This window comes from Spirosoma endophyticum, assembly GCF_900112365.1.
Lineage (GTDB): Bacteria > Bacteroidota > Bacteroidia > Cytophagales > Spirosomataceae > Spirosoma > Spirosoma endophyticum.
In genome coordinates, this window is the sequence record NZ_FOLQ01000015.1 from 82,949 (window position 1) to 102,128 (window position 19,180).

Consider the following 19,180-nt stretch of genomic DNA (forward strand, 5'->3'; position numbering starts at 1 on the left):
TCAGCGGGCAAAAAAACGCGTGAGAAACTGGGTAAGAAAAAGGGTTAGTCCGATAAAAGCCCCCCGTCCGTAGAGACCCCATTCATAGCGCTGGCCCGTGGGCGAAGTGCCCAGCCAGAAGTTGACCAACAGGAAAGCCAGTAGTAAAGCAGCCGACAAACATTTTAACAGATCACTCATTCGGCTACCAGTCCATTGTACTGCAGACAGTCGGCCGGCAATTTGAGAAAACCAAAATCTACCAACGAGAAGCAAAACACCAATGAGCATAAATTGCGCCCATAGTGGAAGATTCATCAGTTCATGTCCCGTTTGATATAAAGTTCTTACCATAGTATTTAATGAGTTACGGTTAAGTAGTCCTGGGGAAATCGCCATGATAGTTGTTCCCATTCTTCGACATGCTGGCCAGCTTTAGCGGAAAGCTTAAATTCGTGAGCCAGATGTGAGCCAAGTTGCTTGACAAATACCGGTATGCCAGCCGCTTCCAACTGATCACGTAGTGAAATCAACCATTCAAGTTGACACCTTCGATAGCGAAAATCTTTTTTTCCTGGCTGCCTGGTTTTATAGCCTGACTCGCCCCCCAGTATGGCCCAGTCGAAGGGTAACCGTTTGGAAGAAGCGGAGGTTGAGGGCTGAAGGAACGGGTTCAGATCGATCGGACCTAAAAGCGGTTCAAACGAAATGACTTTGTAGTTAGCCCGAATATTTATCAACTCTGGGATTCGCAAGTCAGCGGCTTTCTGATCCTCCACTGAGGTTCCTATAATCACGTGGGGATAGCCGTTTGGATGATCCTTTGTACTCCAGTTTTGGGGTAACCGATTCATCACGCGCTCAGGATATTTGGTTAGAATCAGGTATAATAGCTTAGAGGTTTGCTCCAGTATGGGATATACCTCCTCACGCCAGGCATCCGCATGAGGAATGAAGAAGTCACTCATCGAATTCATGAATACAATTCGATCTTTTACCGGTTCATTGCCTTGTAATTGCCGGTTCCAGCGGTAGGGCGACTTCCAGACATCTTCACTGCTTCGACTGACAAGTGTAGGATCCTGTCCCCAGCGGTTGGCATGCCTGAACATATAGCACCGGGCGCAACCCCGGCTTTTCATCTCGCAACCTTTCCAGGGATTAAACGAATGTTTGGCCCAACCGATTAATGTATTTGCACCCATTAGATTAAATAAAATTTAGCTTAAAAAACTATAATTTAAATCAATAAAGCCCAAAAAAAGTCCGTCCACTCGTTGAACGGGTTTTCCGGCCTGGACATACTTCGCAGGAGCAGTCAACCTAAACCTGAACCGTCGAAGAGGGAGGATACACCAGTGAAAATGCTTTTCTGAATGTCCCCTGCTTGTAATGCCGCATTAGTTCGGCCGGCGTTGTAAATTGATAGGTGGTGGGTATCTGAAGTAGTTTTTCAGCCAGATAATCCAAATCACAACTCATTACCAGACCAATATCCATCCCATTTTCGAGTATGACCCCGCAGTAGTCGATCCCGTTCTCCTGAACCGATTCATAAACAAGCCCTACCGTACCCGGTGAAATTTGGTAGATTGGTTCTGTAAATCGAAGTAATGCACCCAGTCTGAATGTACCCGAATTGGTAAAGGGTATATATGGTTTGATGACGAGCTCCATATAATGTTTAACGTAATATCGATCTACAGTCTGCGAAAAAACTAATTTACTTTTCATTGTAAATAAGTCTGATAAACTAACACTCAGCTTATCATTCGTTGCCAAACCCACTTATAGTCAGAACTCAATATCGGGAGATTGTTCGTCTCCACATTCCGAATCATCCAGCAGGTTTTCACCAAGGGGTAAGAAATCAGTACAGGCTTCTATAAAGCCTAAAAACTCAATCTCATCCTCCAACTGATCAATTCGTCGAAGCGGCACTCGCAGCTCTCCGTTCTCTGAAATGTTAAGCCAGACGGCTGGTCCAAAGTAGACTTCACCAGTAGGTAGGTAACGCCAGGCGGCTGGCAGTAAATCGGTTTCCAAGGCTTCCGCGTTCATCATGGCGGCATCCAAAAATGGCTGCTTGGCATATATGCCCATGTGCCGACACCCCAGTTGATGAGCCAGGTAAGCGTAACTATCCGAACGTATTATTTGATCGATCGTTTCGGAATAGGGGTCGATCTTAATGAAGTATTCTTCCATAAGTTCAGAGGACTTTTCAGCCAGTTATCAGTTAATAGTCATGCCTAGTTCTTAATGGTTAAATATACACGTCTATTTTCAATAAATTAATATTTAAATCAAATACAAGATAATAATCGTAGGTCTTTTCCCCCTTAGTCCGCGCTAGCTAGGTTGCAACCACTTCTTGGTAGTTTAATGAGACCTGGTATTCCGGCAAGAGCGATAGTTCAACCTGTAACAGTAACAGGGCCTGTTGTAAGAAAACAACTTCATAGTTATTAAGATGGCCACTCTGGTTCAGTGCCTTTAACCGGTCAGGCAGGTCGGTCAATGTTTTTTGAACAAACAAACAGGTTGAGCCGGAAAGGTTCGGAATAGCTGCCGGAATTGTCAATGAATACGATATGGCTGCCGCTTGAAGTGGATTTGCGTTCGATTGTACGATCGGGTTCATACGGATATATGCGTTAAAGCCGTAAAATTTTTGAACTACAGTGTGCGCTAGGGTTTAAGTTTAGTTTTCCGTCGGCTATCCTCACCAGCTGAGCGATCGGGCATTGGCTGCGTTATCGATTTGGGTATGGCAGGTTTAACCGGAGTGGGTAAACTGGGTACACCTGGCTGGTTTCGTTGCGGCTGAACTAGGACGGGTTGATGATTTAGTGTGGGGGCGGATTGTTTCTGGCTCAGTAAACGGGCTTGTTTTTCTTTTAAATCATCGTTCCAGTCTTTATTCATTGAGCGTTTTATTTCGATTGACGCTCCGGACTGACGTAATTCTTTCGTCAGGTTTTCAGCGCGGATAAGCAGTGGCCGTTGATTGGGGAAATCAGCGCGTATTTGTGTAATGTCATCCCGGCTGGTAATAGTGGACAAAGTGGCCTGGTCACCTTCATTATGTAAACGACGGTTTAGTACGTCCCCGATGCGCAGTTTGATTTGCTCAACTGGTGGCGTTGGGCTTGTTGGCAATTCGGGTTTCACTTCAACGTAGAGCGTATTTCGAAATTTACTGCTCCCGATTGCCACAGAGATGCCCGTTACCGGTTGCTGCGGCATATGAAGCTTACTCATCATATTAATATTATGACGAATGCCCGCCGGGTCATTATCATTACTAAGAATAAGCTTTTCCGGTTGGAGTTTATTGATTAACTTTTGAATCGTAAGCGGTTGGGTTGCGGATGCATTTCCACACGTGGCAATATAAACGCGGTCAAACTCATTTTTGGGCGGATGCAACTGATGATAGGAAAGCGCATTGATCGGGCTTTCCAGAATAACTATCTCTTTTGGTTTTACAGCCGGATTGATGTTAGATACCCAGATACCATCCTGTTTCTCGCCGACCATACTATTCCAGTCGGTGTTCCGGGTGCTGATGGCAATGATTCCCTTCTCGTTTTCTAGGGGAAATACCGTATTGGTTCCTGATATACCCGCTTTGGTATCATTGAATGGTTTGTTCAAAATTTTGCCCGCAAATTCGGGTGCCTCAATGGTCGCTCTATCGATTTTACGCTCATTTTCCAGATAGGACGTGTCCGTCAAAGGCTTTAGATTGAAATATTTTACGAGCGACTCGCTGCCCTGTTCAAGTTGTTTGAACCGGTGGGGTTGAATGACTTCATGTTTGGTAAAATACACATTTCCCAGCCGGTCACTTAATTTTTTATGCAGCTCGTCCCAGCCGGATCGAGTACTCAAATCAAGATTATAGTGCCGGCTAGCTAGGTTTATGATATTTCCCTTATCATAATTATCCTTAGGATTGGTGTAAAAGTACTCGCCCGATGCTGAGTTTCTTCGAACGATGATGGTTTGCCCAGTGGCTGGATTATCCAGTACTGGAACATTGCGGGTTGAGTGTTTTTTATCATAGGCATAACCAAGATTCTCTGCAAACGTGGCCAGGTTTATATCGGATTTATAGCGCCGAATTAATTCATCATCAGCCGCTTTTTTCTGTTCTACCTGTTCGCGATTTAGGGGTCTAGATGAGATGCTAGTTGAATCAGCCATACGTATTTACAATAAGAAAAGGGTGGTACAATTTCCCCTCGCACGTTTTAGGTTAGCGACGAAGTTTGACTTTTGACTTTTTGACGTCTGGCTTTGGTTTGTCACCAGTAGCCGTTTGGGTATTGGCAGTAACGTTCGACTGGCGAGTTGATAAGAATGACTCTTTAGATTGGGATGCTGGCGTCAGCTTCTGGTTCGAGGGCTGGGGGGCTGGTGAGCTTACCGACAGGACTTGAGATGGCAGGCTGGCCAGTGGTAGATTATTTTGCTGGGTCTGAATCTTATTGTATTTGAACCCACCTTTGGCCGCCGATAGGCGGGTATACGCTGAGAATTTTGTTCCCTTGTAGTCCATATTATCTAACCGTAAAGCTTTCCCCTCCAGTAGCATCAGTTTCTGAACAGGGGTTAATTTTTTACCCAGGATTTCATCCGGCATTCTAAACGTATCGATGTTAAGGAGTCTCAACCGTTTGGTATCCTGATCGACACCAATCAAAGCCTTAAAGGGTTGCCCTCCATTCGGATCAATGAGTTGAGCGGGACGGCCCATATCACCGTACTTATGTAAATACTGTTTATCCTGTTCGGTGAAGGTATGCCCCAGGTACGTCTTACCCAGGGTTAGTTCCGCTCGTACATCCATCTGATGGATTCTAGGACCTTTATCCGGCGTACTAAGTATTACCAGTTTAGCGGTTGATCCATCGTTAAGTATCACTACATCGGTCTGCTTTCCAGACAGCAGTTTTTCCAGTTGTTGGGCCGTTTGCGGGTAAACTGAATTATTAATTACCTGAAACTTATCGCAGATCATATTATTAAATGAATCCATCTGATAGCGTTTGCCAACGATGGAATTCAGATTTACCCGATCGACAGCGTTGTCGACCAATGGGCCCGGTGTACGAATGGCGCTCATGTGGCTGTTATGGATTGGTATACACGAAGGGAGTGGTTATGGAATCGACTATAATTTTGGACCTTTTTTCTTTTTAGGCGTGTCCTGCTTTTGAACACCCGTGCCATTGACCATCGTCTGGGTTTCTTTTTTTCCAGCCTGCTGCCCTTTCGTGGGATTAGTTATCGTAAGCGAAGGACTATTGGTTGATTTATCCACTGTAATGCGCTGTTGACCATTTTTAGCCGCTACACTAACAGCTTGCTTGGTATCGGCATCTTTGCCTGCTCCCGCCGGCTGGACTTGCTTTTTTGTTTGCTTGGCTGGAGTCGCCTGCTCAGGCTTAAGGTTGGGATCTACCTTCTTTCTGGTTTTAGGGCTGGCCTGCTTTACGTCTTTTTGATTTGCCGCTTTAATTTTTTCGTCCTGTTCATTGACGCGTTTAAAGGAGAAGCTTCGTTTATTGACGTTAATCTGCACATCGGCCGTAAAAGGCTTTTGATCATCGCCAACCATATTGCGGACGCGTACCACCTGGTGATTACGCAGGGCCTCGCGTTGATCTGGGCTGAGTTCTGCTCCCAGCAGCTTGGTTGGGGGCGTAAACCGTTCCTGTCTCATCACCGTCAGGGATTTGTTGGCCGGGTCCACACCAATAAACGCCTGATAGGGTTCCTGGGTAATCTTGTCTTTCAGTGTGACGACACGTCCCATTTCGCCATTCTTCAACAAATTCTCCTGATCCTGTTTGGAGAATACATGGCCCTGATAGCTGACTGGCAGTTTCAGCTCCTGCCGTTCCGGTGAGAGGTATACGACTGGCCCTTTACTGGGGACTTCAGCAATGTAGAGTCGACCGGAAACCGGCGTTTCAGCGCCTTGTTCATCACGCCGACTCAGTTGCAGCGTTTCAGTCCGCCGTCCATTCAACAGGTTATCAAGATTACCAGATTTTTCCAGGCTTTCCCGAGTAACTCCGTTCCTCTCCATCTGATCTTTAATCTGATTCCAGTCATACCTTGTAGCGGTTGGAATTTCCATACTTGTTTGTGATTGAGATTGATTATGTACACCTAAAAGTTTTTCAATGATTTCCTGCATCATCTGGTGGTTGTGGAGCATATTAGCTACCATCCCTCCATCGAACGTTTTCAGTGAGAGCAGTTTAGACACGATACCGTCTTCCCGTTGCGTTTCACGACGCGTAAGTTCATCGGCGCTCTGGACAAGCTGTTCCTGCTCGCGAAGGCCATCCGGATTATGAATAATGGCAACCAGCTCATATTTACCATCCGGGGCTAAATGTTCGCGCAAGGGGCTGTCCATCACGGACTCGTGGACGTCCCACAGGTAATTGGTGACTTTGGCGATGATATCCGGGTTTTTTGACGAATCCAGCGTTTCTACCGTATGCTGCAGTTCCTCCCGTTTCAAACCGGCATCGTACAACGCCTTGGAAATTTCCTCATTGGACAAATACCCGTCATTGCGTAAAAACTGCCGTATCTCTTCGGCTTCAGGAGGTAGCAACAACTCATACCTGGTCGCTTCAATCTGTTCGTATACCTTCAAAGCCTCGGTATCCGATCCGCCTGGTTGATTTAAGGGAGTCTCGTGAGATACCGGATTAAAGCGAAATTCAACAGTCTGTCCATACTTTGAGTCCGCATCTGACAACTGGTCAGCACGCTCGGTAGCACCAACAGTAAACCCAATGGGTTGATAACTGGGTTGGACAACTTCTTCCCTTTGAGGAGCCTGCGAACTAATTACTTCAGAAGTTGGCTGGGCTTTAGTCCCTGAATCGATCTCATTTTTTACGGGTTGGCCAGGTTGTCCAAGGTCGGTACTTACAGGAGGGACGGAGTTTTGGGCATTCTTATATTGGCTTTCAACAAGGCGCTTCGTGTCAAGATCATTTATTAGAATATCGGCAAATTCGGGCGTCGAGAAACTCGTATTTCCTTTTAAATATCTAGAAACTATTTCATTAACTAAGGGCGTCCTATGCTCGGGTAACAGCTTTCTACCATTTTCTTTGTACGCTTTGTACACGGGTGCCGGGACGATACCCTTAGCAGCAAATTGCTTTAAATCGTTAGTAGTTAACTTATAGGAGCTATTATGGGTATCAGGATTTTTAGTTGCAGTAGATTCCATACGTGTTTTTTTAGTTTTCTCTTGACCTGACAATATTATTATGTAATATTAAAATTAATATTATTTATACTGTATTTGAAATGAAAAATATTTTTCGATTTATTTTCTCAATCGCTTTGACCGGCGCTATCCATTCAGCCGCTGGTCAGGTCATGTTCAGTAGGCCCGTGCGCCATTCTATCCAGCTTGGGAACTCAGATAGTCTAATGACTAATCAAGCGACTAAGCTTAATCAACCCGATAAAGCCTCTTTTGTAGTGACCTTTATGGGCCAATCGATATACCCAGTCACGGAAAAAGCAGCCATGCCACCGGCGACGGCACCATCTCATTTTAAAGCCGTCAACATCAAAAGTCTGAGCCAATCAGACTCTTTAGTAGTCCTGTTACTGGAGGATTCACTAAGTAAAATCCGGACTCAATTGCGAAACTTCACAACCCCTAAATCACTGTCACCCGACAACTTATTACGGACCATCCCATCGATCCTACCCATTCGTATTCGCTCCTGGTCGGATTATAGAGTTAGTAGTGGTTTTGGGCTTCGGTACCATCCCGTGCGGGGCACTGTTCATAATCACGCCGGGATAGATTTACCCCAGGCAAAGTATTCACCAGTCTATGCTACTGCGGATGGGATTGTCGACAGGGTGGTTTGGCAACCGGATGGCATGGGTTTAGCCATCTATATTAAACATGCCTCTGGCTACTTAACGGGCTATGGCCATTTAGAAGACCATTCGGTTCTTGTGGGTGAGTCGATCACTCGGGGGCAGGTTATTGGCCATATCGGAGAAACAGGCATGACGACAGGGCCCCACTTACATTACAGTGTACTTTGGGGAAATGAGCCGGTTGATCCAACTGAATATTGTTTTCTCTTAATGAAACGGTTACAGGCAGCTACGTTGATAACAACTCCCCTGACCGTTACTCAGCAACGGAAATATGTAGGGAAAGTACGCCTGGCTAGTACGGGCTTCAAACCCCAGAACGTTCCTAGAAGCCTAATTAAGGCCGAGTTTATCGAACCTATAAAACAAGTAACCATGCCGCGCTCTTCCAGCTTGATGGCCTCGGGTTTGGGCAAACGAATCCTAACCGTTGGGCGGTAATAACCAGGCATTAAAACGTAGCCCCCAATATGGATTTAGTCTATTTGGGGGCTTTATTTTCTTACTAGGATAAGTTTACTCCTGAGTCGTATTGGTTTCAGCTTGCGGCATAAGGCCATCCCGCTGCAACATGTTGAACATGTCCAGAATGATTTTGTTCCGCCTGCGTTCGACGGCTGAGGACACTCGTTTTGTTTTTTTCGATTCCATCTCATAAGGGGTAAACCCGGAATTGTCTTCGGCAAAGAACCATTCCGGGTTCATCTTATAATTTTTCATGTAATGGACGAACAGGAGCAAAAATGAATTCAACGAAATGTCACAATCTTTCTCAGAGCGATAAACTAAATTTTGGCTCATGCCAATCGTATCGGCCATCTCAACCTGACTCATTCCGGATGCTTCCCGAATCAGTTCAAATCGCTTAGCAAATTGTGATTTCCATTTCACGACTTCCGAATCTTTTTTCTTTTTCATGTAAGTAATGGTTCGTGTTAAGTATGATTTTGGTCAACCAGCGAGGAGCTCGTCAATCATTTAAATTAATGGGACAGCCTCTGGCCATAGCACAGATATTTCACGTTTTTGTAGCCGCCGGTTCAGCGTTGTATTGATACCCATCAGGCATTCACCGGCTCCTGAATACTGTCCATAAGATAATTGGGATTGGCCGTTACCAAACCCCGTAATAAATGACTATCAGGTCCAGTTCGTATAACCCCTAGTTGCTCGGCTATGATGTTTCGAACATCTTGCTTCACCTGCTTATACTGGTTGTCCACCATGAGGCGTATTTGCTGATCTGAAAACTGTTGGTAATGTGGCAGCGGAGGTATTTGGGGCAGCTGCTTCAGTTCTTTTTCCATAGTTTTACTAATGACAATCTTAGCGTGGAACATTTTCTGTTTTACTTCCTGATCTACATTGTCAGCTATGGCACCAGCAAAACGGCCTTGTGATAGATTGCTGAGTTTGGATTCAGGTATCACTGAATCCATTTGCGTCGATAAATTGGTTGTTGTTTCTTTATCAGTGATATTAAAACTTTGACGCTGTTGCACATTTTTCCCAAAACTGCTGCTTAGGTTTTTAGCGGTTTCTCCTTTTACCTGACCGGTAAAAATATTACCAATCGTTGTGAATATGGCATTGGCAACCTCTCTTCCATAGTCACGGATCAATTGACTCAAATCCTGAAGACCTAGCACAACAGCTACCTTGTTACTCCGACCGGTCGCTATCAAATTATCAAGCCCACGTAATAAGACGGTAGGCAATTCATCAATGATAAAGCCGCATTTGATACGGTCTTTTTTGTTAATAAGCTTAATAAGTCTAGACGCATATAGGCCTAATGCTGCGCCATACACCGATTGTCGGTCAGGGTTATTGCCAACGCATAAAATTTTTGGATCGTTTGGGTCATTGATATCCAGTGAAAAATCGTTCCCAGTCATTACCCAGTATAAGGTCGGTGATGCCATTCGGGAAAGGGGGATACGAGCCGAAGCAATCTGCCCTTCCAGCTGTTCCTTGGCATCGTTCTTTAAGGCACTGAAAAAAGGTTCGATGACCAGATCAAGTTCTGGCTCTGCCTTCATGATAGGAAAAATTTCATCATATTGATGGCAGGCAAATTCAATTACATGCGGCAGCGTACAGTAATTGATATGATCGGTTACTCTTGGCTCATTTCGCTGTTCTTCGGATAGTGTGTCCAGGTATTCTTCCACCTTGCGATCATTGTACCGTTTTAGATACCAGATACACGCTGTCAGAAAGCTAATGGGAGATTCCACAAAAAATTCACCCGATTTTTGTATCCAGACTTTATTGAGATTTAACAGGATGGCAGAACTGGCTTCCTGGGCATCGATGATATCAGTCATCAATTCAGGCAGTAACGGATTACAGCGGTGAGACCGTCGGGGATCGTCAAAATTAATAATGTAGAACTGTGGTATTTTACCATACAGTTTTTGGTATACGTCTTTATTCTTCTGAAGATAGAAATAAGCTATTCTGGATAAGTCTGGAAACTTGAAGTCATAGATAAATAAACAAAATCCTTTCTCGATCATCTGGCGAATGTAATTATTGACCACCGCATAGCTTTTCCCGGACCCTGGCGTGCCAAGCACCATTGTCGCCCGAAAAGCATTAACGACGTTAATCCACCCCTGATGAACCTTCTGTTTATAGGTAAATAAGGTAGGAATATTGATTGAATATTCATTCTCAATCAACTCCGTTTCCTGCATGAAACTTTCATTAACTTCATTGAATGCATCATTGCCAATGGTAATAGGTATGATGCTTGTTGCTTTGGAACCTGCTTTCATAAGTAACAGATACCCCCCAAACGTAGTCACCGTATAAAGAATATTGACGGTGTCGACGTTTAGTTGTCGCATGTCTAGTAAGAGGGAATTGCCAAAGTAAAAAAACAACCCAGCTAAGGCCAGGTAATACACTTCACTCCAGGTAGCTCCAATGTCTTTCTTAGACTTATTACCGAAACAGTAGAGAATCAGTATAGCCAGTGCAGCGAGTTTACTGGCCCAGGTATTGTTAAATAAATGCGTTACATCATTAAGTGAGCGGATAAAATTGGTTAAAATCGATAACGGAATTCCCAGCTTAGTAAAGACATTGTGGCAGAATACGTAGAGATGAAATAAAAGAATAGCAAACCCAATGTAGAGGATCGTGTTTAAGATCCCCCGGTAGTCTTTGTCATGTTCTGTTTGGCTCATAGCAGTTATAAATTTAGAATGTCCATGAGTACGGAACCTGATGCCCTTTAGTTACACAGAATAAGCTAATTTTTAAATTTTTACCGATGAAAACGCTAAAATACATTTTTGCATGGCAAAAATTAGCTTCCATAACGGTAAATTTTTAACTCTTCATCCGGCTATGGAAGCTTGACCCTGGAATGAAGGTGAAAAATTCGACCGTATTTAGAAAAGTCATCAAGCACCGTAATCGGCAAACAATTTATAATTCATTTTTTCAAACGGATAAAAGTGTTATCAAATGGTTAAGTTGATCACCAGTCAGGCACGTATATTTCGTTGATTTTTAAGCTTACCGCCTTGGTCTGAGCTTACGAAGGGGTTGTCCTACCCGCTGTTTCTTCCGCATTTGTGACGTATCCGTACCCTCTGCTAGCGCCTCAAGTAAGCCTCCCGGTTGATCTTGAGCTGGAACCGGCATCGCTGGTTGATTCGTCACCGCATCGGTTTTATTCACTTTATTCTCCTGGAGGGGACCGTAGGAGTTGGATAGATAATCCAGGACTTTTTCGGGCTGCGTAGCCAACGGCGCTAATGAGGGTACTTTATGAACTAATTGATGGAGTATATAGTCAACCCGTTTATTATTTTTTTGATCCAGCGCCTGAGCCAGATTAAGCATCGCTTTTACCCGCTCAGTGGTCAGGCCCGTAAGTCGACGATCGGTTTGCAACAGGGCTTCCATACGGTGGTCTGCATGGGCTCCGGCGGACCGGTGTGATTCCAGGAGCTTCACCAGACTTTCCGGCACTGGATGGTAGAATTTAGGATCCGTCAAGTAGTGACCCATTCTATAGCCTTCCCTGGTTGGCGCAATGACCATTCCGCGCTGATAAAGCCAGTCCGCTTTTCTTTCCACTGCCAGGGGAGCATCTTTAAGCAAACTCTCGGCTGTATGCTCATTTAATAATCGACTGGCCCGCTCCCACTGTTCATCAGACAACAAAATTTTCGCTCGCTCACCCATTATATTTCGGAAGCTGGGTTTCTCCACTCGTTTCTCTTTATCAACTTTTGATTTTGTCAGGTTTTTACCCAGGACAATTTGTTCATACAGTGCCCGTTCATGACGCGGAAATTCCTGAGTTGGCAAGGCGATGGATCTGATCTGATCGGGTGGAGCCCCTTTTATTAGCGACTGGGTATCCGTTTCGGAAAGAGGAGTTCGAAACGTTTTGTGTTGATGGTGAACCAATTCCAGTTCACCCCTGGCATTCCGGTGGATATCCAGATAGAACGCTTTCAGGGCTTTTTGTCGATCCGAACCACTCAGCGGAGCCTGATTAATCATCGTCAGAAACCCTTGACTTGTCAGGGCAAAATGATCCTGATCTCGTTTGATGATCGAGTCGAGTCGGTTCAGTCGATTTTGCTGGAAGGCTTGTACCAGATGAATAGCGTCCATGGGCTCTATCTGGTGGGGAGGGCTAGTCAGCAATTGGACCAATCGAGTGATGGGAAATTCCGCTGGCTTTTGTAACAGGGCACTCTCGTAGAAATAACCGTTGCGACCTCGAAACTGAAAATAATCTTTCCATAATGCATCCTGTAAGGCTTTGGCTGTGGAATCAGATTCCGATCGATTAATTCCCTGCTTCGTTTGTTGCGGGGAACGCATGGAGGTTGGGGCGGCTGGTTTAAGTAACTGCTCGCGTAGGTTGGCAATGACCTCCGCATTCGGCAGGGAGTTTCCTCCTACCGACTCGGGCAACTGGCGTCGGAGGCGCTCCAGACGGGATTGATTGCCGGTGTCTGCGCTCTGAGCCGCCTGAACTAATAACCGTCCATTTACGGTATGAAGACCTGCTGCCAACTGAGCGTACTCGTTGGGCAGACCCTCCCGTTCCAGTTGATGGCTGTAAACGGATGGTAGGGGGGTAAACGTTGCCGGATTTGTTTGGCTGAACCCTGCCCGGAAACCCTGCTCATTCTTTTCCACGATGATGCCTCGATCCAGAAGCTGCTCGGCTAAGCTTCGATCCGAATGCTGGCAATGGCCCATGACCTGCTGCAGGTAATTCTTGTTGAGGACCGTGCTGATCGACTCATAGAGTGGAGGAGGTAAACAGCCTTTGAGCAAGGATCCGTTAATCTCGTAAAACGATGCGGTTTCGGGTAGCTGGCCACTGGCCGCAGCCAAAAATACCTCCCGATCGGCTTTGCCCAGCGTGGCGGGGAAGGCCACGGCTCGGCTGCCTCCTGTTAGAAGCGCCTGCGTTTGGTCGGCCGTCATACTTAATTTAAACGCGGGGTTATGCCGATGGACCAGCTGCGTCTGCCCTTCCTCGTTGCTTGCTGTTCGCAGGTTTACCGATTCCAGAAAGTTTATCCGGCTTTGGGCAGTAATGGGCATCTGGGTGGCAAGTTTTACGTAAATCCCACCTGTTTGCAAAAAGTAACTCTCCTCCTTACTTTTTATCTCCGCAAGTTGACTTTGTTTGTAGTGCTCGAATAAACGCACGGCGGTTTGGGCGTGGCCCCGCTCGATGCCTTCCTGCTGGAGCTTTCCCACCAGCACTTCGAAAGGAAACCGCTCGATGGTTTGACTCTCGAAATACTGGCCAGCCTCTTTGCGATAGGTCTGATAATGACGTCCGACCTGTTTACGAAGAGAAATTGATTCTTTTTCGGAAAGGGTCTTTGCCGCATGGCTTTTTTGGGCAACTGGTTTCGGTTCGTTCACCGTATGAACCGGTTGAGGGGGTAATGGCTGAGCTAATTTTACCTGGCTCGTTTCAACAAAGGCTCCCAGCAAATGCTTTCGGCTCAGGCGCGAGTCCAGTTCAGATTCGCCATAGACTGTTCGCCGGTGGTGGTCGACATACATAAATTCTTTTCCCGTATCCAGTACTTGAATGCCGGCTGAACGCAACTGATTTTTATAATCGACTTCACTCACTTTCTGGTACCCTTCCAGCGCTTTTTGTACGTTCTGAAGGAGGTGGGGTTTGGCCTGTTCGATTCGCTTTTGGCCGTGTTTGAACCGGTTGTTCAATCGCTCCTGGGTGGGGGCAAAACTGTAGCTCGATGCTTTGATCGCGGGACTGATGGCATCGTCCCCATTGGTCAATTGGAAACTGATTCCCTGATAGGGTTTTCCTGATTTGGATTCACCCTGCAGTTGATTGAGCTGAATGTTATAGCTGGATAGAAATTGCGAGAATGTCTCGGTGGAGGAAAAGCTATAATCGGTAAAGGCAGTACGAACGATAGAACCGATTGCTTTTTTGGTTTCTCCTTCGCTGTACGAAAGCATCTGTTCGGGTAAGGGAATTGTCAGGAGCTGTTGTTTTCCCTGTTCTTCAGCTTTTACTAATTTATAGGCAATTTCCATTTCTTTTCGGATGGCATTGGAACGAGGCCTGTTATTAGAATCCGATATTTTCTTACCATCTATATCGACTGAAACCGACACGATATGGATGTGCGGATGATGAGTGTCTTCATGGCGGTAAATTAACATGGGTTGATTACCATACCCCATTTTTTGCATATACTCCTCCCCCATCGTTTTTAGTTGTTCATCATCCAATTTCTCTGACGGATGAAAGGCAATTGAAATGTGTAATGTTGGGTTTGACACGCGTTGATTGAAACCGGCATAAGTTTCTAGCATGGCTATTTTTGATCGCATGCCTAATTCATCCGGATTATCTTTTGGATAGTTACTAACTCCAATTAAATGAGCGTGTCCGTTGGACACTTTTTCTTCATTATATCGAACGGCACCAGCCGGTTTTTTGCCCGTATTAATTCTGACAATCATTCGCATCCAAACTGTTTAAATTATCTATTTATCCGTTCCATTTTGCTGCCTCGTTAGGTCATCCAACAAGCTGGTTAATTGTTGTACCAAGGGAGCCAACTGTCTGATTATATCGTTGGCCTCATGCACTTGCTTTTTTAACTCAGCGGCCACTAACAAACTGTTAATTCGTTTGACTACCTGGTTATGCAAGGTGTTTACTGATCGTATGTCCTGACGAATTTGCGTAAGTTGAATGATAACAGTGTTGATATAGGTGGGGTCTTTGCTGGACGTAGTCGGTAGTTTGGCCGAAGTTTCTAAGGCAAAAATTACTTCCTTGACGAAGACGCTAAACGACTTGGTTTGACCCGCAGTGTAGATTTTGTGAATCCGATTTAACCGGATTCGTTCGGCTTCGGTGGTTCCGATGGATTTAGTTTTTTCAATCTTTTCATCAGCCACCTTGCTAGGCCTACCGCCTTTAGTTCGTTTTTTTCGCTGATCAGCGTTTGAAGTTTCTGATTTGGTGACCATATTTTTTCCTGCTTTGTCGCCTTTACCTGCTTTTTCTCGAAAGAATTCTTCCTACAGCGATGTCTTAACTCGCTGGATTGACTCGAAAATGCCCGGATGCGTTAGCGTAGGGCATTTTTCGCTGATAACCCCGTAGGGCAAGACCGTTTTCTGGGGAGTAAAACGAAGGCGATAGCCGGAGTTTTGTTACCAGGAAAACATATCTTGCTCTCTTCTCACGAAGAGTATTTCCAGCGAATATAGCCGTCTTTTTAAATAAAATATAGTTTCTCTAAATAAAATTTATATTTACCACTAGCTGACCGAATATATAATCTGGATCTAGTCGCTAATGGGGCTATACTCTATTGTAGGTATGTCAAGAAATTATTGGTTTAACTAACCTCAAGACAACACTTAAGCTGTCAGCAACAGACTAAGAAAATCGCTTACCTCTCATATAATATTCTGATATTCAATATATTATATATGTGCTATGGGCGGTTGGGCTGCAAGGCTGCAAGGCTGCAAGGCTGCAAGGCGTTAGGGATGTAAGGCGGTTGGGCGTTAGGGATGTAGGGCTATTGGGCGGTAAGGCGGTTGGGCGGTAAGGTGGTTGGGCTTTAGGGATGTTGAGCTGTAAGGCGGTTGGGCGTTAGGGATGCCGGGCGTTAGGGCTGTAGGGCTGTAAGGCTGTAAGGCGTTAGGGATGCTAGGCGGTTGGGCGGTAAGGTGGTTGGGCTTTAGGGCGTTAGGGATGCCGGGCGTTAGGGATGCTGGGCGGTAGGGATGCTGGGCGGTAGGGTAATTAACTGATTAGTTGATAGTTAATAATTCTCTCAATGCCAAGCATAATTTTTTTGAACATTTTTCAGTATTTGAATAGGTTTTGTATTTCTAAATTTCAATATATTTGTCAAATCACTATTTAAAATTTATTTAATTATGAGTCAATCAAAAGTAATTGCCTTCTCCTCTCAAAAAGGAGGAGCTGGCAAAACAACCCTAACCCAATTAGTGGCGACCTATCTGTTCTCCCAGCAGGTCAAAGTACTCGTCATTGATACCGACTTTCCCCAGCATAGCTTTTCCCGAAGTCGACAACGGGATTTGTTACCATCGATAACAAGTCCTGATTTACTGGCATCAATGGCTGAAAAAGGGATTGTTCCCTATCCTATTGAAACCATGACGATGGATGATCTAATTCGGGTGTTGCCGCATATTCGAACCTCAACCAATATTGATGTTATTTTCCTGGATTTACCAGGCACGCTCAACGTCGATAATTTTGCCTTGCTGGCCAAGCAAATTGACCAGGTTATCATTCCATTTGAATTGGAGTTTAAGTCGTTTGTTGCCGGCATGGATACGATTGATTTTTATCAACTCCATAACTCAACCATACCAATCAGTGCCATCTGGACCAAGCTAAAAACGCCCCATAATGTCAAAATGAAAGAGCAGCTAGAATCGGCCATAAAGGGGAAAGGGGTGTACGTTTTTGAGTCGGTTTTAAAAGAAGCGGGAAGTTCGATTGCCAAGCAAATATCAACCATCTTTCCGTTAAAGCACTTTTCTCAAAACATTGTGGATGAACTGTTGAATAAAGCGCCTACACATACGTCAATGGCTTTGAATTAGACTGCTCCTGAATCCGTTCCTAAGGCCATTTAACGACAACAACTTATGGCAGGTAATAAAAAAAACGATTTAGATAATTTGGCTGCAGGATTTATGTCTACTCGCCCGCCGGCTTTTGATAAATTCCTCCAGCAGACTACTGTAACTATACCTACTGAAACCAATAGCGATGATCAGCAGGTAAATGGTACGAGTGACACCCCATCCGCAGTTGATCAAGTCCAGGCAGGTACCCGCCTGGAAGAAGTGCTACAAAAGGCTAAAGAGGCGATAGGTCTAACAGATATAGCCGAACAAATAGAATCGACCAAAGCTAGTAATGGTGATCAATCTGAATCGGCCTCCCTAACAAAACGGGCTGTCCCTACCACGGGAAAATCCAAGAAGTTGGCAGGGCTCTATGAAGATCTCTTTTTAATAAAGAGCAATCAGTTCACATCCGATCAACGGCTCTATATTAATCCAAGTCATGCACGATCCTTAAAACGATTGGCTTTGTACTGTGAGAGTAAGAACCGACGCGTGAGTCTACAGGCTATACTCGACAATATTTTGCATCATCATTTTGAGCAGTATGCCTCGGACATCAAGCAAATTGATCAGCAGCTGTTGCGCCTGTTAAACCAACAAATGAGCGATTAAAACCTTAAAGCTATGTTAGTAGCCTACCTTTTATTTATTGTTGGCGTGGTTTGGTTAGCCCAGCTTTTGCTAAAAAATCGTCTGGAATTTACACTGCCTAAAGTACGGTGGCAGTCCGCTCCCACTTCAGGTGATCCGGCAAAAGCAGACCAGCTAATACCTGTCGCCCAGCCAGTCGAGGAAGATTCATTATTGGGTAAGTCAAGAACGGTGTTTGATGTGTCTCCACCTGTCAAAAGTATTGCCCCTCCCCCAGTGGAAAGCCAAGGTAGTCAGGAACATGAACTTCTGGAAAGTCCCGACTCTTCAACTAAAAACTCCTCGACAACCGAATTCACCCAGTTCGGGGATGAGCCGGGTGAGCGAGCTGGCGATCAGCCAGATTATTCTTTTAATCCTGATGCTACAGAATCGGACCCTGACTCAACCGAACCAGAAGATGGAGACCAGGATGCTGATGATGAATTGATAAATGGGTCAGAAGGAGTCGTACTCAACACGTTTAGTGATCAACTCAATTCGTATCCTGAAGGGGAGTCATTAACACAACCCAATGAATTTATGATTCCGCTTGATTTACCGACTGAGGGAGATAACGGAATAGAGCAAGTTTCGCTGGACGAGTTAATGGACGAAGAAACGGCCGCGACCGACGTGCCACTTGATAAGTACTTTTCTCAGCTCCAAACCGTGGAATCGATACTAGATGATATCCGAAAACAAGTAAGACGAAAACAGTCTAGACAATCAGTCGAAGAATTATGTACTCAATTCACTGCTGTTCTTGGATACTATGGCATGATCAACGATAAAAACGTAGTTACCCGGTTAAACAATGTCCTGAAACCCGAGCAGCTCAGTGATTACGCCCATTTATTCATGCAGGTGCAGCGTGAGAGTATGGGCCTTGAGGAGGAGGAAGATGAAGAAACCAATGAGGAAGAAAGCGAAGTGACCGATATGGTTGATGAAGCTGCGTACGTTTAGTGTACTAGATTGACCTACTTGTTTTCGAAAGTTTAAAAAAGTTTTTTTGTGTGTTCATTTTAATTTGTAATTTAGTTCGTCAAAATAATTTTTCAACCATAAGCAATTTCTATTTCCATGAAAAAATCAGTTTTCTTTAGCAAAAACGGTCGTGTTTTAGCGGCTACTTTGGCACTCGTGTTGGTCACTGTTTTGCAAACGTATGCCTCTGGAACCGTGAGTTCTGCTTTAACTGGAGCGGATACGGAGATTCGGGCCTCCTTTGCGCCTGTTTCCAAGATTATGCTCGCTGTTATGGCTATTGTAGCTGTTGTTGGCGCCATTGCCGTGTACGGTAAATGGTCGAATGGTGATCCAGATACCCGTAAATCTGCGGCTAGCTGGTTTGGCGCGCTCATCTTTGCTGGTTTAGTCCTGTTAGTTATCAAAGCAGTTTTCGGCGTAGCTTAATTTTTTGAGCGGTCGAAATGAATTTTAAATT

At 45.0% G+C, this 19,180-nt stretch carries 17 protein-coding genes; 5 read left to right on the top strand and 12 right to left on the bottom strand.

What is annotated here, in order from left to right:
- The 8 genes from BM202_RS37395 to BM202_RS26685 all read right to left on the bottom strand — a co-directional run bounded on the left by BM202_RS37395 (window position 1) and on the right by BM202_RS26685 (window position 7,252).
- Complete coding sequence (locus BM202_RS37395; protein WP_093831945.1) at window positions 1-333, bottom strand: hypothetical protein; 333 nt, start codon at window positions 331-333, stop codon at window positions 1-3.
- Window positions 334-338: 5 nt separating this feature from the next.
- Entirely contained in the window at window positions 339-1,184 is an 846-nt protein-coding gene (locus tag BM202_RS26655) for a DUF5131 family protein (protein WP_093831947.1), read from the bottom strand.
- Window positions 1,185-1,302: 118 nt separating this feature from the next.
- Window positions 1,303-1,656 carry a hypothetical protein gene (locus tag BM202_RS26660; protein ID WP_143100763.1) on the bottom strand — a complete coding sequence of 118 codons (354 nt, stop codon included), beginning with the start codon at window positions 1,654-1,656 and terminating at the stop codon, window positions 1,303-1,305.
- 117 nt (window positions 1,657-1,773) lie between these two features.
- Entirely contained in the window at window positions 1,774-2,187 is a 414-nt protein-coding gene (locus tag BM202_RS26665) for a hypothetical protein (protein WP_093831951.1), read from the bottom strand.
- Between the two features lie 148 nt (window positions 2,188-2,335).
- Window positions 2,336-2,623: a hypothetical protein gene (locus BM202_RS26670; RefSeq protein ID WP_093831953.1), complete on the bottom strand. Its 288-nt coding sequence runs from the start codon at window positions 2,621-2,623 to the stop codon at window positions 2,336-2,338.
- Window positions 2,624-2,670: 47 nt separating this feature from the next.
- Window positions 2,671-4,191 carry a toprim domain-containing protein gene (locus BM202_RS26675; RefSeq protein WP_093831955.1) on the bottom strand — a complete coding sequence of 507 codons (1,521 nt, stop codon included), beginning with the start codon at window positions 4,189-4,191 and terminating at the stop codon, window positions 2,671-2,673.
- A 52-nt stretch (window positions 4,192-4,243) separates the two neighbouring features.
- A complete protein-coding gene (locus BM202_RS26680) occupies window positions 4,244-5,113 on the bottom strand; it encodes a DUF3945 domain-containing protein (RefSeq protein ID WP_093831957.1) in 870 nt (289 codons plus the stop codon).
- Between the two features lie 48 nt (window positions 5,114-5,161).
- Entirely contained in the window at window positions 5,162-7,252 is a 2,091-nt protein-coding gene (locus BM202_RS26685; RefSeq protein WP_093831959.1) for a DUF3945 domain-containing protein, read from the bottom strand.
- 80 nt (window positions 7,253-7,332) lie between these two features.
- On the opposite strand from BM202_RS26685, the gene BM202_RS26690 reads away from it, so the two are divergent.
- On the top strand, window positions 7,333-8,367 hold the full coding sequence (locus BM202_RS26690; RefSeq protein ID WP_093831961.1) for a M23 family metallopeptidase: 1,035 nt from the start codon (window positions 7,333-7,335) through the stop codon (window positions 8,365-8,367).
- Between the two features lie 75 nt (window positions 8,368-8,442).
- On the opposite strand, the gene BM202_RS26695 is transcribed toward BM202_RS26690, so the two are convergent.
- The 4 genes from BM202_RS26695 to BM202_RS26710 all read right to left on the bottom strand — a co-directional run bounded on the left by BM202_RS26695 (window position 8,443) and on the right by BM202_RS26710 (window position 15,447).
- Window positions 8,443-8,844 carry a helix-turn-helix domain-containing protein gene (locus BM202_RS26695; RefSeq protein ID WP_093831963.1) on the bottom strand — a complete coding sequence of 134 codons (402 nt, stop codon included), beginning with the start codon at window positions 8,842-8,844 and terminating at the stop codon, window positions 8,443-8,445.
- A gap of 143 nt (window positions 8,845-8,987) precedes the next feature.
- A complete protein-coding gene (locus tag BM202_RS26700; RefSeq protein WP_093831966.1) occupies window positions 8,988-11,123 on the bottom strand; it encodes a YWFCY domain-containing protein in 2,136 nt (711 codons plus the stop codon).
- Window positions 11,124-11,457: 334 nt separating this feature from the next.
- Complete coding sequence (locus tag BM202_RS26705) at window positions 11,458-14,931, bottom strand: relaxase/mobilization nuclease domain-containing protein (protein WP_177236691.1); 3,474 nt, start codon at window positions 14,929-14,931, stop codon at window positions 11,458-11,460.
- A 24-nt stretch (window positions 14,932-14,955) separates the two neighbouring features.
- The gene (locus BM202_RS26710) at window positions 14,956-15,447 is read right to left on the bottom strand and encodes a plasmid mobilization protein (protein ID WP_093831970.1); all 492 of its coding nucleotides are present in this window, start codon (window positions 15,445-15,447) and stop codon (window positions 14,956-14,958) included.
- A 924-nt stretch (window positions 15,448-16,371) separates the two neighbouring features.
- On the opposite strand from BM202_RS26710, the gene BM202_RS26715 reads away from it, so the two are divergent.
- From BM202_RS26715 to BM202_RS26730, 4 genes are all read left to right on the top strand, one after another.
- On the top strand, window positions 16,372-17,070 hold the full coding sequence (locus BM202_RS26715) for a ParA family protein (protein ID WP_143100764.1): 699 nt from the start codon (window positions 16,372-16,374) through the stop codon (window positions 17,068-17,070).
- A gap of 45 nt (window positions 17,071-17,115) precedes the next feature.
- Window positions 17,116-17,712 carry a DUF3408 domain-containing protein gene (locus BM202_RS26720; protein WP_093831974.1) on the top strand — a complete coding sequence of 199 codons (597 nt, stop codon included), beginning with the start codon at window positions 17,116-17,118 and terminating at the stop codon, window positions 17,710-17,712.
- Between the two features lie 12 nt (window positions 17,713-17,724).
- Complete coding sequence (locus BM202_RS26725) at window positions 17,725-18,699, top strand: hypothetical protein (RefSeq protein WP_093831976.1); 975 nt, start codon at window positions 17,725-17,727, stop codon at window positions 18,697-18,699.
- 117 nt (window positions 18,700-18,816) lie between these two features.
- Complete coding sequence (locus BM202_RS26730) at window positions 18,817-19,149, top strand: DUF4134 family protein (protein ID WP_018622904.1); 333 nt, start codon at window positions 18,817-18,819, stop codon at window positions 19,147-19,149.
- Window positions 19,150-19,180 lie beyond the last annotated feature (31 nt).

Bases quoted from the DNA above. Each gene is read 5' to 3' on its own strand.
- BM202_RS26675 (WP_093831955.1), bottom strand. From the start codon at position 4,191: ATGGCTGATTCAACTAGCATCTCATCTAGACCCCTAAATCGCGAACAG.
- BM202_RS26690 (WP_093831961.1), top strand. From the start codon at position 7,333: ATGAAAAATATTTTTCGATTTATTTTCTCAATCGCTTTGACCGGCGCT.
- BM202_RS37395 (WP_093831945.1), bottom strand. From the start codon at position 333: ATGGTAAGAACTTTATATCAAACGGGACATGAACTGATGAATCTTCCA.
- BM202_RS26685 (WP_093831959.1), bottom strand. From the start codon at position 7,252: ATGGAATCTACTGCAACTAAAAATCCTGATACCCATAATAGCTCCTAT.
- BM202_RS26720 (WP_093831974.1), top strand. From the start codon at position 17,116: ATGGCAGGTAATAAAAAAAACGATTTAGATAATTTGGCTGCAGGATTT.
- BM202_RS26710 (WP_093831970.1), bottom strand. From the start codon at position 15,447: ATGGTCACCAAATCAGAAACTTCAAACGCTGATCAGCGAAAAAAACGA.
- BM202_RS26705 (WP_177236691.1), bottom strand. From the start codon at position 14,931: ATGATTGTCAGAATTAATACGGGCAAAAAACCGGCTGGTGCCGTTCGA.
- BM202_RS26680 (WP_093831957.1), bottom strand. From the start codon at position 5,113: ATGAGCGCCATTCGTACACCGGGCCCATTGGTCGACAACGCTGTCGAT.
- BM202_RS26715 (WP_143100764.1), top strand. From the start codon at position 16,372: ATGAGTCAATCAAAAGTAATTGCCTTCTCCTCTCAAAAAGGAGGAGCT.
- BM202_RS26695 (WP_093831963.1), bottom strand. From the start codon at position 8,844: ATGAAAAAGAAAAAAGATTCGGAAGTCGTGAAATGGAAATCACAATTT.
- BM202_RS26725 (WP_093831976.1), top strand. From the start codon at position 17,725: ATGTTAGTAGCCTACCTTTTATTTATTGTTGGCGTGGTTTGGTTAGCC.
- BM202_RS26665 (WP_093831951.1), bottom strand. From the start codon at position 2,187: ATGGAAGAATACTTCATTAAGATCGACCCCTATTCCGAAACGATCGAT.
- BM202_RS26660 (WP_143100763.1), bottom strand. From the start codon at position 1,656: ATGGAGCTCGTCATCAAACCATATATACCCTTTACCAATTCGGGTACA.
- BM202_RS26700 (WP_093831966.1), bottom strand. From the start codon at position 11,123: ATGAGCCAAACAGAACATGACAAAGACTACCGGGGGATCTTAAACACG.
- BM202_RS26655 (WP_093831947.1), bottom strand. From the start codon at position 1,184: ATGGGTGCAAATACATTAATCGGTTGGGCCAAACATTCGTTTAATCCC.
- BM202_RS26670 (WP_093831953.1), bottom strand. From the start codon at position 2,623: ATGAACCCGATCGTACAATCGAACGCAAATCCACTTCAAGCGGCAGCC.
- BM202_RS26730 (WP_018622904.1), top strand. From the start codon at position 18,817: ATGAAAAAATCAGTTTTCTTTAGCAAAAACGGTCGTGTTTTAGCGGCT.